Origin of the sequence: Streptomyces sp. NEAU-W12 (assembly GCF_026242095.1) — a bacterium.
Lineage (GTDB): Bacteria > Actinomycetota > Actinomycetes > Streptomycetales > Streptomycetaceae > Streptomyces.
The window spans coordinates 97,438-112,956 of sequence record NZ_JAPJDM010000014.1 but is presented as its reverse complement, the minus strand read 5'-3'; the positions used below and the strand labels follow the sequence as shown (position 1 = coordinate 112,956).

Annotated in this window: 13 protein-coding genes; 5 read left to right on the top strand and 8 right to left on the bottom strand. The window is 73.2% G+C overall.

The genetic code is table 11. From position 1 onward, the window contains the following. The first annotated feature begins 28 nt into the window (after window positions 1–28). From ORI94_RS19280 to ORI94_RS19270, 3 genes are all read left to right on the top strand, one after another. Window positions 29–1,003, top strand: coding sequence for an ATP-binding cassette domain-containing protein (locus ORI94_RS19280; protein ID WP_266077203.1), 975 nt, complete (start codon window positions 29–31; stop codon window positions 1,001–1,003). Beyond that, window positions 1,000–1,842, top strand: coding sequence for an ABC transporter permease (locus tag ORI94_RS19275; RefSeq protein ID WP_266077201.1), 843 nt, complete (start codon window positions 1,000–1,002; stop codon window positions 1,840–1,842). The genes ORI94_RS19280 and ORI94_RS19275 overlap by 4 nt, the downstream gene beginning before the upstream one ends. 186 nt (window positions 1,843–2,028) lie before the next feature. Further along, on the top strand, window positions 2,029–3,582 hold the full coding sequence (locus tag ORI94_RS19270) for a cellulase family glycosylhydrolase (RefSeq protein ID WP_266077199.1): 1,554 nt from the start codon (window positions 2,029–2,031) through the stop codon (window positions 3,580–3,582). Window positions 3,583–3,889: 307 nt separating this feature from the next. Here ORI94_RS19270 and ORI94_RS19265 read toward each other — a convergent pair whose 3' ends face one another. Further along, window positions 3,890–4,186, bottom strand: coding sequence for a helix-turn-helix domain-containing protein (locus ORI94_RS19265; protein ID WP_266077197.1), 297 nt, complete (start codon window positions 4,184–4,186; stop codon window positions 3,890–3,892). Window positions 4,187–4,326: 140 nt separating this feature from the next. Here ORI94_RS19265 and ORI94_RS19260 point away from each other — a divergent pair, with 140 nt between their 5' ends. Continuing rightward, entirely contained in the window at window positions 4,327–4,509 is a 183-nt protein-coding gene (locus ORI94_RS19260) for a DUF397 domain-containing protein (protein WP_266077195.1), read from the top strand. 69 nt (window positions 4,510–4,578) lie between these two features. On the opposite strand, the gene serC is transcribed toward ORI94_RS19260, so the two are convergent. The 7 genes from serC to ORI94_RS19225 form a co-directional block, all read right to left on the bottom strand. Beyond that, a complete protein-coding gene (serC, locus tag ORI94_RS19255; RefSeq protein WP_266077193.1) occupies window positions 4,579–5,697 on the bottom strand; it encodes a phosphoserine transaminase in 1,119 nt (372 codons plus the stop codon). A 129-nt stretch (window positions 5,698–5,826) separates the two neighbouring features. Then, window positions 5,827–7,080 (bottom strand): cytochrome P450 family protein, encoded by a 1,254-nt coding sequence (locus ORI94_RS19250; protein WP_266077191.1) that lies wholly within the window; start codon window positions 7,078–7,080, stop codon window positions 5,827–5,829. Next, window positions 7,077–8,309 (bottom strand): cytochrome P450, encoded by a 1,233-nt coding sequence (locus ORI94_RS19245; protein ID WP_266077189.1) that lies wholly within the window; start codon window positions 8,307–8,309, stop codon window positions 7,077–7,079. Before ORI94_RS19245 ends, ORI94_RS19250 begins: the two co-directional genes overlap by 4 nt. Beyond that, window positions 8,306–8,959, bottom strand: a complete 654-nt coding sequence (locus tag ORI94_RS19240) for a GTP-binding protein (RefSeq protein WP_266077187.1) — start codon at window positions 8,957–8,959, stop codon at window positions 8,306–8,308. The genes ORI94_RS19245 and ORI94_RS19240 overlap by 4 nt, the downstream gene beginning before the upstream one ends. Further along, window positions 8,940–9,287 carry a DUF742 domain-containing protein gene (locus ORI94_RS19235; RefSeq protein ID WP_266077185.1) on the bottom strand — a complete coding sequence of 116 codons (348 nt, stop codon included), beginning with the start codon at window positions 9,285–9,287 and terminating at the stop codon, window positions 8,940–8,942. Before ORI94_RS19235 ends, ORI94_RS19240 begins: the two co-directional genes overlap by 20 nt. Further along, a complete protein-coding gene (locus ORI94_RS19230) occupies window positions 9,284–9,691 on the bottom strand; it encodes a roadblock/LC7 domain-containing protein (RefSeq protein WP_266077183.1) in 408 nt (135 codons plus the stop codon). Before ORI94_RS19230 ends, ORI94_RS19235 begins: the two co-directional genes overlap by 4 nt. Next, window positions 9,688–12,135 (bottom strand): ATP-binding protein, encoded by a 2,448-nt coding sequence (locus ORI94_RS19225; RefSeq protein ID WP_266077181.1) that lies wholly within the window; start codon window positions 12,133–12,135, stop codon window positions 9,688–9,690. Before ORI94_RS19225 ends, ORI94_RS19230 begins: the two co-directional genes overlap by 4 nt. A 408-nt stretch (window positions 12,136–12,543) precedes the next feature. Between ORI94_RS19225 and ORI94_RS19220 the strand changes: the two genes are divergently transcribed. Next, window positions 12,544–15,450: an FAD-binding and (Fe-S)-binding domain-containing protein gene (locus tag ORI94_RS19220; protein WP_266077179.1), complete on the top strand. Its 2,907-nt coding sequence runs from the start codon at window positions 12,544–12,546 to the stop codon at window positions 15,448–15,450. The last annotated feature ends 69 nt before the right edge of the window (window positions 15,451–15,519 follow it).

The window sequence follows — 15,519 nt, the reverse complement described above, 5'->3', positions numbered from 1 at the left end:
GTGTACCCGGTTATCGGAAGGGGGACCCATGAACGACGGTTACGCGGTGCGGGCCGAAGGGCTGGACAAGCGGTACGGCGAGAAGCGCGCCCTCGACGGCTTCGATCTCGCCGTCCGCACGGGCACCGTGCACGGCCTGCTGGGGCCGAACGGCGCCGGCAAGACCACCGCGGTACGCATCCTGTCGACGCTGGTCCGGCTGGACGGGGGGCGGGCCACGGTGGCCGGTCTCGACGTCGGACGGCGGGCGCGCGAGGTGCGGGCGCGGATCGGGCTCACGGGGCAGTACGCCGCCGTGGACGAGGTGCTCACCGGACGGCAGAACCTCGAGATGTTCGGGCGGCTGTTCCACCTGGGCGGGAAGCGGGCCCGGTCGCGGGCCACCGAACTGCTGGAGCGGTTCGACCTGAGCGACGCCGCGGACAAGGGCGTCGGCGGCTACAGCGGAGGCATGCGGCGGCGCCTGGACCTCGCCGCCTCCATGATCCTCGCGCCGGCCGTGCTCTTCCTGGACGAGCCGACGACGGGGCTCGACCCCCGCAGCCGGAACGAGGTCTGGGACTCCGTACGGGCGTTGGTCGCGGACGGCACGACCGTGCTGCTCACCACGCAGTACCTGGAGGAGGCCGACAAGCTGGCCTCCCGCATCACCGTCATCGACCAGGGGCGGGCCATCGCGGACGACACCCCGGACGGGTTGAAGAACCTCGTCGGCGGCGACCGCATCGAGGTCGTCGTCGCCGAACCGGCCGACATCCCGCGGGCGGTGAAGGCGGTCGCCCGGGCCACCGACGGCGAACCCGAGTCGGACGAGAGCCAGTCGCGCGTGCACGCCCCGGTGACGGACCGGGTGGCCGCGCTGACCGAGGTGGCGCGCACCCTCCAGGACGAGGGAGTGCGGGTCGAGGACATCGGGCTGCGCAGGCCCAGCCTCGACGACGTCTTCCTGCGCCTCACCGGCCACCGCACAGAGGTTTCGCGGACGAAGGGGGCCGCCGCGTGAGCGCCGTCGACCTGACCGGCCCGACCGGCCCGACCACCGCACCCGCCGCGCGCAGCCGCGCGTACTGGGCGCTCTCCGACTGCTGGAACATCGTCCGCCGCGGCCTGACCCACTACCGGCGCCAGCCCGTCAACATCGCCTGGCAGCTGGGCTTCCCGATCCTGTCGGTGCTGCTCTACGGCTACGTCTTCGGCAGCGCGATGACGGTGCCCGGCGGCGGGGACTACAAGGACTTCCTGATGCCCGGGATGTTCGTGATGACGATGGCGTTCGGCTTCATCAACACCGCGACCATCGTGGTGTACGACGCCACCAAGGGCGTGATCGACCGGTTCCGCTCGATGCCGATGGCGCCGTCCGCGGTGGTGGCCGGGCGCGGGGTGACCGATCTGGTGGTCGCCTGCGCCGAGTTGGGGATCCTCGTGCTCACCGCGCTGGCCATGGGCTGGCGGCCGGACGGCGGCTGGGGCTTCCTCGCGGCGTTCGGGCTGCTGCTGTGGCTGCGGTTCGCGCTCATCTGGCTCGGGGTGTGGCTCGGGCTGCTCGTGCCCAACCCGGAGGCGGCGGGCGGTCTGTTCGCGGTCGCCTTCCCGCTGACGATGATCTCCAGCATCTTCGTGGCCCCGCAGCTCATGCCCGACTGGCTGGGCTGGATCGCCGCCTGGAACCCGATCTCGTCCACGGCCGCGGCCACGCGTGAGCTGTTCGGTACGCCGGTCGGCGGCGGCGACTCCTGGGTCGAACAGCACGCGCTGCTGATGGCGGGGGTGTGGCCGCTCGTCCTGACGGCGATCTTCCTGCCGCTCGCGGTACGGAGGTTCCAGCGGCTCAGCCGGTGAGCGGCTGACGGGGCATGAGGCGGCCATGAGGGGGGCACGGGGCGGGCATGGGGCGGGCGGTGTTCGGGAGGTGAATGCCGTCCGCCTCCTTGACGTGCTCATGGGACATGGCTTGCATGGAGGGCGCGGGGTAGTGGGAGCGCTCCCATTCGTTCCGGGCCCGCCCCTCCGAGAGGAAGCAGCGACATGTTCCGCAGCTTGCGAAGAGCGCTGTGCGTGGCCGTGGCGGCGTTCCTGTTACCGCTGGCGGGTGTGCAGTCGGCCGGCGCGGCGGAGCCGGGCGACGGCACGGCCCGTACGGCGGCGGCCGGTGAAGGGTACTGGCACACCGACGGCCGACGGATCCTGGACGCGTCCGGGCAGCCCGTACGCCTCGCCGGCATCAACTGGTTCGGCTTCGAGACCGACGTCCACGTGGCCCACGGCCTGTGGGCCCGCGACTACAAGGGCATGCTCGACCAGATCAAGTCCCTCGGCTACAACACCGTCCGCGTCCCCTACAGCGACGACATCCTCAAGCCGGGCACCCTGCCCGACAGCATCAGCCACGACGGCATCAACACCGACCTGCGCGGCCTGACCTCGCTCCAGGTGCTGGACCGGATCGTGGCGCACGCGGGGCAGGCGGGCCTGAAGATCGTGCTCGACCGGCACCGCCCCGACGCGGCCGCCCAGTCCGCGCTCTGGTACACCGACGCGGTCCCCGAGTCGACGTGGATCACCAACCTCAAGGCACTCGCAGCCCGTTACGCAGGCGATCCGACCGTCATCGGCATCGACCTGCACAACGAGCCCCGCGACCCGGCCTGCTGGGGCTGCGGCGACACGGCGCGCGACTGGCGGCTGGCCGCCGAGCGGGCCGGCAACGCGGTGCTGTCCGTCAACCCCGAGCTGCTGGTCTTCGTCGAGGGCGTGCAGTCGTACAACGGGGCCAACGGCTGGTGGGGCGGCAACCTGATGGGCGTCGCCGAGCACCCGGTCCGCCTGGACGTGCCGGACCGGCTCGTCTACTCCGCCCACGACTACGCCACCAGCGTGGGCCGGCAGCCCTGGTTCGAAGACGCCTCCTTCCCCGCCAACATGCCGGAGATCTGGGACAGGTACTGGGGTTACGTCTTCAAGCAGGACATCGCCCCGGTCTGGCTCGGCGAGTTCGGCACGACACTCCAGTCGGGCGTGGACCAGCGGTGGCTGTCCGCACTGGTGTCGTACCTGCGGTCCACCTCGGAGCACGGGGCCGACAGCTTCCACTGGACCTTCTGGTCCTGGAACCCCAACTCCGGTGACACCGGCGGGATCCTCAAGGACGACTGGACGACCGTGGACACGGTGAAGGACGGGTACCTCGCGGACATCAAGGCGCCGGGATTCGCGGCGGGCGATCCCGGTGATCCGGGTGACCCCGGTGATCCGGGCGACCCCGGTGACCCCGGTGACGGGGCCGAGTGCGCCGCCGCCTACACCGTCAGCAGCGACTGGGGCGGCGGCTTCAACGCCGAGGTGAAGGTCACCAACACCGGGACCGTGCCGCTGGGTTCCTGGAAGGTGACGTGGACCTGGAGCGGGGCCCAGAAGGTCACCAGCATGTGGAACGCGTCCCACACCCAGTCCGGGGCGACGGTCACCGCCGTCAACGCCGGCCACAACGGCACGCTCGCGACGGGCGCGTCGGCGAGCTTCGGCTTCGGGGGCACACCCGGCGGCGGGAGCGTACCGAGCGTGAGCTGCACGGCGACGTGAGCGACGTCTGAGGAGGGGGTCGGCGTGTCGCCGCGGCGCCGACCCCCTCCGGCGTCGGCGCCGCACGGCCCATGCCGACGGGGCGAACCCAGGCCGCCTCTGCGTTGCTGCCGTGTGCGACTTCCACGCGGGCCGTGCCCGGGCAGGGCATGCGGCGGAGGCGTTCGGTGAGGTTCAGGGGACGTCAGCGGCGTATGAGCCACCACACCCCAGCGGCCACCAGAACAATCACCATGGCAAGCAGGATTATCGCTGCGGGGTCAATGACACTGAACATGGGTCTCCTGAGCTGGTTTCGAGGTGGGGGTCAAGCCTTCTTGGCTGGCGTTTCTTGAGGTGCCGTCTGGCTCGACAAGGGTGCCTTGCCCCCGGCTCCCCCCGTCCGATGGCTAAGCAGGTCGCCGGGCTGGCACTGGAGCACTTCGCAGAGGCGAGTGAGGGTGGTGAATCGGATCGCTTTGGCGCGGCCGTTCTTGAGGATGGACAGGTTGACGTTGGTTACGCCGACTCGGGCGGCGAGCTCCGTGAGGGTCATGCCTTGTTCGTCGAGAAGGCGGTTGAGGTGCACTTCGATGGCGTGGTCTTCGTGATCGCTGGCGGGCATCGGACAACGCCTTGGAGGTCTTCGCGCATGGCGGTGCCGGCACGTGGGATGCGCGCGAAAGTGAAGAGTCCGAGCGCGGTGAGTAGCGCGAGGTACGGGGGCGCCCACGTGCCTAGCCAGGATCCGGCCGAGAAGTCCTTGTGACCGAGGCCATGGGCCCCTTTCGGAAGCCGTCGTACTCGGGACAGGAGAACGCCAGTGCAGAGGTCGCCGAAACGGCCCCCGGCGGCCGAGCCGTCCGTGACAGCAAGCAGTGTGAAGGCGGCCCCCTGCTCACGGTCTCCCGCGAGGGCTGGCAGGCCTTCCTGCGCCGGTTCGCGTAGGCATCGGGTACACGCAGGGCGCCCGGCGGATCACCGCCGGGCGCCCTGCGTTGTTGTACCGGGGGACGGCTACAGCTGGCCGATGACGTAGTCCACGCACTTCGTCAGGGCCTCGACGTCCGCCGGGTCGACCGCCGGGAACATCGCCACGCGGAGCTGGTTGCGGCCGAGCTTGCGGTACGGCTCGGTGTCGACGACGCCGTTGGCGCGCAGCACCTTGGCGACCGCGGCGGCGTCCACCTCGTCCGTGAAGTCGATGGTGCCGATGACCTGGGAGCGCTTCGCCGGGTCGGTGACGAACGGGGTCGCGAACTTCGACTCCTCGGCCCAGCCGTACAGGCGGGACGACGAGTCCTTGGTGCGGCCGGTGGCGAAGTCCAGGCCGCCCTGGCCGTTGAGCCACTTCAGCTGCTCGTTCAGCAGGAACAGGGTGGCCAGCGCCGGGGTGTTGTACGTCTGGTTCTTGCGGGAGTTGTCGATCGCTGTGGGCAGCGAGAAGAACTCCGGGACGTGGCGGCCGGACGCGTGGATCCGCTCGGCGCGCTCGATCGCGGCCGGGGAGAACACGCCGATCCACAGGCCGCCGTCGGAGGCGAAGGACTTCTGCGGGGCGAAGTAGTAGACGTCCGTCTCGGCGACGTCCACGGGCAGGCCGCCGGCGCCGCTGGTCGCGTCCACGAGGACCAGGGAGCCCTCGTCGGCGCCGGGCACCCGCTTGATCGGCATGGCGACGCCGGTGGAGGTCTCGTTGTGCGTGAACGCGTAGACGTCCACGCCCGCCTCGGCGGCAGGCTCGGGGTGGGTGCCCGGGTCGGCGGCGACGACGGTCGGCTCGGCGAGCCACGGGGCGAGCCTGGCCGCCTTGGCGAACTTGGAGCTGAACTCACCGAAGGTGAGGTGCTGCGACCTGTTCTCGATCAGGCCGTGGGTCGCGACGTCCCAGAACGCGGTGGAGCCGCCGTTGCCGAGGACGACCTCGTAGCCGTCGGGGAGCCCGAACAGCTCGCGGACGCCCTCGCGCACCTCGCCGACCAGGTTCTTCACCGGGGCCTGGCGGTGGGAGGTGCCCATCAGGGACGTGCCGGTCGCGGCCAGCGCGTCCAGCGCCTGTGTCCGCACCTTGGAGGGACCCGCACCGAAACGACCGTCGGCGGGCTTGATGTCAGCAGGAATCCGGATCTCAGCCACGACGGGAGCCTAGCGGCTCCGGGAAACCCCGGTGAAGCCTCGTCCGTCGGCTGAGACGCGGATCCGAGGGGCGGTCGAACCGCTGGACGGGCGGGAAACGCCCGTCCAGCGGTGTGACCCCGGGGCGGGTCAGCCCAGCGTGACCGGAAGCTCGTACAGGTCGTTCTGCGTGACCACCGGCTTGTTGCGGAGTGCGGACGCCCCGACCGCCAGGTCCAGCTTCGGGAAGCGCGCGTACAGGGCCGGCAGGGCCACGCCCGCCTCCAGGCGGGACAGGGCCGCGCCGGGGCACACGTGCGGGCCGTGCCCGAAGGAGATGTGCCGGTTGGCACTCTCACGGGTGATGTCGAAGACGCCGGCGCTCGGGCCGTGCGCCCGCTCGTCCCGGCCGATCGCGGCGTACGACACGATCAGCGCCTCCCCGGCCGGGAGGACGGCGTCGCCGACCGGTACGTCCTCGGTGGCGAAGCGGATCAGTACGTGGGAGGTGGGCGTGGAGTACCGCAGGGTCTCCTCGACCACCGCCGACCAGTCCACCTCGCCGGACAGCACCCGGGCCCGCTGCTCGGGGTGGAGGGAGAGGTTGACCACCGCGTTGACGATGAGCGAGATCGTCGTCTCGTGACCGGCCGCGATCATCAGCTGGAGCGTGGAGACGATCTCCTGGTCGGTGAGCCGGTCGCCGTTCTCGGACGCCTCGATGAGTGCGGACGTCAGGTCGTCGCCGGGGTTCTCCCGCTTGTGCGCGACCGTCTCCGTCATGATCTGCGCCAGTTCGGTCAGCGTCGCGACGACCTCCTCGGGCGGGGTCTGCGTCGAGAAGAACTTCTCGAACAGTTCCTTCAGCCGCGGCAGCCGCTCCTCGGCGAGTCCCATCAGGTCGGCGACCACGTACATCGGCAGCGGGTAGGCGAACAGGGCCTTCAGGTCGACCGTCGGGCCCGGCTCGCCCGCCACCCGGTCCAGCAGGCCCTCGGTCAGCTCCGTGATCCGCCCGCGCATCCGTTCCACCCGGCGCACGGTGAGCGCCTGGGCGACCAGGCTGCGCAGGCGGCGGTGGTCGGCGCCGTCCACGGTCAGCATGGAGCGGCCCGGGTTCGCCAGTCCGATCAGCGGCCAGTCGTTCGCGATCTCGCCGCGCTGCCAGGCGCCCCAGACGCCGATGTCCTTCACCACCCGGGGGTCGGTGAGCAGTTTCTTCGCCTCGGCGTGGTGCGTGACCGCCCACACCGGTACGTCGCCCGGCAGCACCACCCGGGCGAGGGGGCCCGCGGCCCGCAGCGCCGCGCTCTCCGCGTCGAGGTCGGTGACGAACGGGTCCAGGGGGATCGGGTTCCCCTCGGTGCCGGAGGCGGGTGTCTGTGTGTCCGTACCAGCCGTCATGGGTGCGAGCCTCCGTGGGCGGGAGTGGGTGTGAACGTGACCGGGAGTTCGGACAGCCCGCGCAGCCACGGCGACGGGCGGCGGGCCAGGGACGCGGCCGGCACCGTGAGGTCGATGTCCGGCAGCCGGTCCAGGACCACCTCGATGCCGGTCCGCGCGATCACCTCGGCGATCTCCTGCGCCGGGAACGGGCACCGGTGCTCCCCGTGGCCGAAGGAGAAGTGCGCGCTGTTCCCGCCGGTCAGGGCCGAACCGTCGGGCCGCACCTGGGGATCGGAGTTGGCGCCCTGGAGGCCGAGGAGCACCAGGTCGCCGGCGCGGATGCGGCGGCCGCCCAGCAGGGTGTCGCGGGAGGCCCAGCGGCCGGCCACGTTCTGCGAGGGAGTGTCCTCCCACAGCACCTCGTTCATCGCCTCGGCGACGCTGTTGCGGCCGCCGAACAGGGACGCGGCGAACCGCTTGTCCGTCAGCATCAGGTGCAGGGAGTTGCCGATCCAGTCGGCGGTCGGCTGGTGCCCGGCCGCCATCATCACCATCAGGTCCTGGACGATCTCCTCGTCGGTGAACCCGGCGGTGTCGGCGAGCATCCGCGACGCCACGTCCTCGGCGGGTTCCTTCCTCCGCGCGGCGACCAGTCCGGTCATCGACGTGAACAGGTGGGTCTGCCCCGCCAGCGCCCGCTCCCGCCCGTCGATCATGTCGTTGAGGGCGGTGACGAGCGCCGGCCCCTCCTCGTCGGAGAAGCCGTAGAGCCGGGCCAGGACGCGTACCGGCAGCAGCATCGCGAACTCGCCGATGATGTCGGCGAAGCCCTGGGGGCAGATGCCGTCGATCAGTTCGTCGGCGAACCTCTCCGTGGAGTGGCGCAGTGCGAACGGGTCCACCGCCTCCAGCGCGTGGGCCAGCATCCCGGCCCGCTCGCGGTGCCGCTCGCCGACGGTGTAGAGGATGGAGGGCTGCTTACGGCCGATCATCGGCAGCAGCGGCCAGTCGTCGGGGATGACGTCCCACTGGTTCCACAGCTCGGAGTCGCGGCTGAACAGCACCGGGTCGCCGGTGATCTGGTGCAGTTCCCGGTAGCCGAGCACCAGCCAGGCCGGTACGCCGCCGTCGAGCAGCACCGGGACCACGCTGCCGTGCTCGCGACGCATCTCCCGGTACACCCCGGCCGGGTCGTTCTGGAGCAGGGGGCCGCTGAAGTGGACGGGGTTGGCGGAAGCGGGGCTCACACCAGCTCCTGACGGGGGGCTCGGGCCTGGTCGGCGTAGAGGGCCTGGACGTGTTCCACCAGCGTGATCAGCACCAGCTTGCTGGACTCCCGGGACCGCGCGTCGCAGGTGACCAGCGGTACGTGCGGGTCGAGGTCGAGGGCCTCGCGGATCTGCTGCGGGGCGAAGGCGGGACCGCCGAAGTCGTTGCAGGCCACGATGAACGGCGTGCCGTGCTTCTCCAGCCGGTCGATGGCGTACCAGGAGTCGTCGATGCGCCGGGTGTCGACCAGGACGACCGCGCCCAGCGTGCCCGAGAACAGCCGGTCCCACAGGAACCAGAAGCGCTCCTGCCCCGGCGCCCCGAACAGGTACAGCACGTTGCGCCGGTCCAGGGTGATGCGGCCGAAGTCGAACGCCACGGTGGTCGCGGTCTTGCCGCTCACCGCGCTGATGTCGTCGACGGCCTCTCCGGCCCTGGTCATCGTCTCCTCGGTGCTGAGCGGACGTATCTCGCTCACCGAGCGGACCATCGTCGTCTTGCCGGCGCCGAAGCCGCCCACGACCACGATCTTGAGGCCGTTGTCGGCCGACGCGTCCAGCGGCGTACGCGTCTCGGACGGCGTACGTCTCTCGGACGGCGTACGCGTCTCAGAGGTTGCGGAGTCCAACGAGCACCTGCTCCAGGATGTCGGGGTCGGGTATGGCCGCCTTGCGGGGGTGACGGGCGCTGACGCGGCCCGACGCCTGGAGGTCGGCGAGCAGGATGCGGGTGATGCCCACCGGCAGCTTCAGCTCGGCCGCGATCTCCACGACCGCCGTGGGGCGTTCGGTCAGCCGCAGGATCGCGGCGTGCTCGGACTGCATGCCGGGCACCGGATCGCACTCGGCGACGACCAGGGTGACCAGGTCGAAGGGGTTGTCGGCCCCGGACCTGCTGCGCCCGCCGGTGACGGTGTACAGACGATCGGGTGCGTCGTCCCTGCCCGGCCTGCTCATGAGCTGCGCGGGGGAGCGGTCAGATGGTCCCCGAGCTGCTCCACGAGCTCGCTCATGTTGTGCCCGATGAGCCCGGCGTCGGCGTCCTCGCTGGTGACCAGGGCCAGATGCGCGCCCTGGCCGGCCTCCACGATGAACAGCACACCGCCGTAGAACTCGGTCATCGCCGAGCGGACGCCTCCGCTGCCGTCGCCGAACTCCACGGACGCGCCGTGCGACAGCGACTGGATGCCCGCGGCGATCGCGGCGAGCTGGTCGGCCTGGTCGGCGGAGAGTTCGGGGGTGCGGCACAGTTTCAGGCCGTCCCTGGACAGGACGAGCGCGTGCCGCGCGCCCGGCGTGCGCTCCAGCAGGCCCTCTATCAGCCAGGTGAGCTTCTCGTCGGCGGTCGTCGTGCCGGTCATGAGGTGGTGTCGCCTTCCGGGGTCGCGGGGGTGGGGGTGGTGGGGGTGGCTTGCGGGGCGGCCCCGGTCGGGGCGCCCTCGGTGGCTTCGACGGCTACGACGGTTTCGACGGCCTCGGTTCCCGGGTCCGTGGCCGTGGCATCCGTGGCCGTGTCGTGCGTGGTCGTGTCGTGGGCGGGGGTGGCGCGTACGGCCTGGCGGAAGCTGGTGAAGCGGGCCGTGCGGGCCTTCGTCTCCTCGGCGGTGGGCGGCGCCTGGCGCGGGGAGGCGGTACGGCTTTGGGAGCGGGCGCGCTCGGCCTCGGCGAGGGTCCGGCCGCGGCGGCGGCGGGGGAGGACGAGCGGGGACTCGGCCGTGTCCGCGCCGGCGCCGGTGGCCTTGCCGGCGCCCGGGGACTCGTGGACGGGCACCGGGTCGGGGTCGAGGTCGGCTCCGGCGCGGGAGGCCGCGTACGAGTGGCCGGGCGTGGAGGAGGGCCCGGGGGTGTCCCGCTCCGTCTCCGTCGGGGGCACGGCGTGCGCGGCCCGGGTGCCCCGGGTGTCCTTCCGGGCGTCGGGTTCGCGGTGCGGGGCGGCGTGGTCCGTTCTCGGGGGCGTGTCGTCGGCGGGGTGGACCGCCGGTGTGTCGTCCGGGCGGGCGCGACGGCGCTGCGGGAGGCCGTCCGCGGTGGAGGGTTCGGGACCGGTGGCCGCCGGAGCCGGCGACCGCCCCGCCGCGGAGGTCTTCGGCCCGGAGGCCGGCGGCTGCGCGGACCGGTTGTGCGCAGGGGTGCCGGCCGGGGCGGTCCGGGACGGCACGGCGGCGGACGGGATGCCGCCGACCGCGGCGGAGGGGCCGCCGGCCGTGCTCGTCGGAGTCCGCGGCTGCCCGGCTGCGGGGGCCTTTGGCGCGGTGCCGGGCGGGGTGCCGTGGCCGGCGGTGGCCGCCGGGGCGGTACGGGCCGCCGGGGCGGTCGTGCGGGGGAGCGAGGGCTTGGGCGCGTCCTGCTGCACGAGGAGGTCCTGCGGTATGAGCATCAGGACGCCCGTGCCGCCGCGGGCCGAGGGGCGGTACGAGACCCGGAGTCCGTACCGCCGGGCCAGCCGGCCCACCACGGCCAGGCCGAGCCGTGTGCCGGTGAGGCCGCCGATCCCGGCCGTCTCGCCGGCGACCGCGCGTTCGGCGCGCCGCAGCTGGGCCTCGCCCATGACGAGCCCGCTGTCCTCGACCGAGACGATGACCCCGGCCGGCACCTCCTCCACGTAGACGTGGACCTCGGCGGTCGGCGGCGAGAAGTTGGCCGCGTTGTCGAGGAGTTCGGCGAGCGCGTGCATCACGCCTTCGGCGGCGTGCCCGGCGACGGAGATGTCGGCGGCGGAGTGGACGCGGACCCGCCGGTAGCCGCTGATCCGGCCCATGGCGCCGCGCAGGATCGACTCCATGCTGATCGGCCGGGCCCAGCGGCGCCCGGAACGGGCACCGGTGAGGACGGCGACGGAGTCGGCCAGCCGGCCCGCCTGTGCGGTGCGGTGGTCGAGGTGGAGGAGGTCGGCGAGGACCTCCTCGTCGTGGTGCTTGTCCTCCATCGCGCGCAGGTCCGCGAGCATGCCGGTGGACAGGGCCTGCATCCGGCCGGCCGCGTTGGCGGTCGCGGACAGTGCGGCGGCGCGGGCGCTGTTGGCCTCGCGCAGCCGGACGGCGAGCCGGGCGTTCTCGTCGATGTGGCGGTCCCGGTCCCGGGACAGCCGTTCCCGCTCCTCGCCCAGCCGGTCGCGTTCCCCGCGGAGCCGGTCGCGCTCGGCGGAGTGCTCCTGGAGCAACGCGGCGGTGCGGGCGTCGTGTTCCTCCTCGCGCCGGCGCAGCTCCCCGGCGTGCTCGTCGGCGAGCCGGGCGAGCGAGGCCGCGTGGTCGCCGGTGAGCCGGGCGATCTCGGCGGTGTGCTGCTCGGTGAGCCGGGCCCGTTCGGCGGTGTGGTCGTCGGTGAGCCGGGCCCGCTCGGCCGCGTGCTCCTGCGCCAACCGGGCGACGGTGATGTCGTGGTGTTCGTTCAGGCGATCGCGTTCCGCGGCCAGGGACTGGGCGAGGTGGGCCCGCTCCTGGTCCAGTTCGGCCGACAGGCGGGCCCGTTCCCGGGTGAGTTCGCCGGTCAGCCGCTCGTGCTGGCGGCGGTACTCCTCGGCCTGCCGGGTGCGTTCCTGGATCAGCCGGTCGACGTCCGCGTCGGCCGTCTCCAGCCGCGTGCGGAGCGCTCGCGCGGACAGGACGGCGTGGGTGGCCCGGGTGACCGCCGCACACAGCAGCAGGGCCGCCACCGTCCCGGTCGTCCCGACGGCGCCGCGTGCGGGTTCCGGCCCCAGCATCACCGCGACGGCGACCGCGCCCGCGGCGAGCACCAGGGTGAGCAGGGGGGCGGGCAGCAGGCTGCGGGGGGTGGGCCGGTCGCCGGGGAGCAGGGGGGAGGTCATCAGTCAGGTCCTCGGTCAGGTCCTCGGTCGGTCCGCGGTCCGGTCGTGGTCGTGCGCCGTTCGGTCCGCGCGGTCCTCGGGCGGTCCGGCGGTTTTGGCAGCCCACGGGTGTCCGGCACCCGGATGCCCGGGTCGCCGGGTACCCGCTCGCCCGCGTGTCCGTCCAGGTGTCCGTCCGTCCACGTGCTCGACTGCCCGGCCCCGCTCGAACACCACTGTACGAACAGGAGTCGTCACGGGTGCGCAACCCGCGGTCACTATAGGGGAATTCGTGATCTATTTGGGAAGATTCCTCTTCCGCTTCCGGGATTTGACCCAACTCCGGGACAAGCGCGCCGTCGGCCGGCGGGCCGCGCGGTACGGTGCGCGGTCACCGCGGGGCCGCCCGTACGGGGGCATCCTGAGGGCATGACGGATCTCCGGGAACTGCGGGCCGGGCTGCGCGCACACGTGCGCGGCGAGGTGGATTTCGGTACCACCGCGAGGGCGCTCACCAGCATGGACGCCTCCAACTACCGCCGGGTGCCGGCGGGCGTCGTCTCCCCGCGGGACGCCGACGACGTGGCGGCGGCCCTGGCGGTGTGCAGGGCACACGGCATCCCCGTGGTGCCGCGTGGCGGCGGCACGTCGATCGCGGGGCAGGCGACCGGTTTCGGCGTGGTGCTCGACTTCACACGGCACATGAACCGTCTGCTGTCCCTCGACCCCCGGGCCCGCACGGCCGTCGTCCAGCCCGGTCTCGTCCTCGACCGGCTCCAGGAGGCCGCCGCCCCGCACGGCCTGCGCTTCGGACCCGACCCCTCCACCCACAGCCGCTGCACCCTCGGCGGCATGATCGGCAACAACTCCTGCGGCTCGCACTCCGTCGCCTGGGGCACGACGGCGGACAGCGTCCGCGAACTGTCGGTCGTCACCCCGCGGGGCGGGCGGCTGCGCCCCGGCCGGGGGTGGGCCGGGGCGCCGGAGGGACTGCGGGAGCTGGTCGACGGCGAATTGGCCCGCCTGCGCACCGGCTTCCCCGAGCTGCCCCGCCGTATCTCCGGATACGCCCTGGACGCCCTGCTGCCCGAGAACGGCGCCGACGTCGCCCGCTCCCTCTGCGGCTCGGAGGGCACGCTGGGCGTGCTGACGGAGGCGGTCGTGGACCTCGTACGGGCGCCGCGCGCGCGTGTGCTCGCCGTGCTGGGGTACGCCGACGAGAGCGGGGCCGCCGAGGCCGCGGCCGCACTGCTGGAGCACCGCCCGCTGACCGTGGAGGGCATGGCGGCCGACCTGGTGCCGTCCGCGGCGGGCCTTCCGCGCGGGGGAGCCTGGCTGTTCGTGGAGACCGGCGGCGAGACGGAAGGGGAGGCACGCGCGCGTGCGGAGGGGATCGTCCGTGCGGCGGACGTCCTGGACTTCCTCGTGGTCACCGACCCGGCCCGGCAGCGCACGCTGTGGCGGATCCGGGAGGACGCGAGCGGCACGGCGACCCGGATGCCGGACGGGACCGAGGCCTGGCCGGGCTGGGAGGACTGCGCGGTGCCCCCCGCCCGGCTCGGCGCCTACCTGCGGGACTTCCGCGGCCTGCTGGCGGCCCACGGGCTGCGCGGCGCCCCGTACGGGCACTTCGGGGACGGCTGCATCCACGTCCGCATCGACTTCGACCTGCTGACCGGTCCGGGCACAGCCCGCTTCCGGAGCTTCTCCGGGGAACTCGCCGACCTGGTCGTCGCCCACGGCGGATCGCTCTCCGGCGAACACGGCGACGGGCAGGCGCGCGCCGAACTGCTGCCGCGCATGTACGGCCCGGACATGGTGGCCCTCTTCGAGCGCGTGAAGGACCTCTGGGACCCGGACGGCCTGCTCAACCCGGGGATGCTGGTGCGCCCCGCGCCCCTGGACGCGAACCTGCGCTTCTCCGTCCTGCCGAGGGAGCCGGTCGACGTCGCCTTCGGGTACCCGGCCGACGGCGGCGACTTCCCGGCGGCCGTCCGCCGCTGCGTGGGCGTCGCCAAGTGCCGCACGGCCTCGGTGTCGGGGCCGGCGGTGATGTGCCCCTCCTTCCGGGCGACGGGCGAGGAGGAGCACTCCACGCGCGGCCGCGCCCGCCTGCTGCACGAGATGCTCGCCGGCGAGCTGGTGACCGACGGCTGGCGCTCCACGGAGGTGCGGGACGCGCTGGACCTGTGCCTGTCCTGCAAGGGCTGCCGCTCGGACTGCCCGGTCGGGGTCGACATGGCCACCTACAAGGCCGAGTTCCTCCACCACCACTACGCCGGCCGCCGCCGCCCGGCCGCCCACTACGCGATGGGCCGGCTGCCGGTGTGGCTGGGCTGGGTGGGGCGGACCAGGTCGGCGGGGGTGGTCAACGGCCTGGCCGCGGCCGGCCCGCTGGCCCGGGTGGCGAAGCGGCTGGGCGGGATCGCGCGGGAGCGGGAGATCCCCCGGGTGGCGGGGGAGACGTTCACCCGGTGGTGGCGGGGGCGGAGGCCCGCCGCACCCTCCGGGACCGGGGGCGGGGACGGTGCCGCCCCCGACCCCGGTCGCCTGGTGGTCCTGTGGCCGGACACCTTCACCGAGCACCTCTCGCCGTCGGTGGGCCGGGCCGCCGTACGGGTCCTGGAGGCGGCGGGGCTGCGGGTGGCCCTGCCTCCGACGCTGCGACCGGACGGGCGCCCGGTGGGGGACGGCCGCTCACGGTCGGCGCTCCGGCTGCTGGCGGCCCGCAGGGGCCGGGTCTGCTGCGGCCTCACCTACCTCTCCACCGGCCAGCTCGACCGGGCCCGCACGGTGCTGCGCCGCACCCTCGACCTCATGGAACCGGTCCTCGCCACCGACGCCCCGGTCGTCGTCCTCGAACCGAGCTGCGCGGCGGCCCTGCGCACGGACGCCCCCGAGCTGCTGCACGACGACCCGCGGGCGGCGCGGCTCGCCGCGCGGGTGCGCACCTTCGCGGAGACCCTGGAGCAGTACGCCCCCGACTGGACCCCGCCGAACCTGAACCGTCCCGTCACCGGCCAGACCCACTGCCACCAGCACGCGGTCCTGGGCGAGGACCCCGACCGCCGCCTGCGCGAGGCCGCCGGCCTCACCGGCGAACTGTCCGGCGGCTGCTGCGGCCTGGCGGGCAACTTCGGCTTCGAGAAGGGCCACTACGAAGTGTCCGTGGCCTGCGCGGAGGACCAGCTCCTGCCGTCGGTACGGGAGGCACCGGACGGGGCGGTGATCCTGGCCGACGGCTACTCGTGCCGGACCCAACTGGAGCAACTGGCGGGAGCGCGGGGCAGGCATGTGGCGGAGGTGCTGGCGGAGGCGTTGGGGGAGGAACCGTGAGCACGCGCGGCTGACCCGTTCCGGGGGTGCCCGGACGAGCCGGTGCGGTGCGTCGGGGTGGGGCGGTGG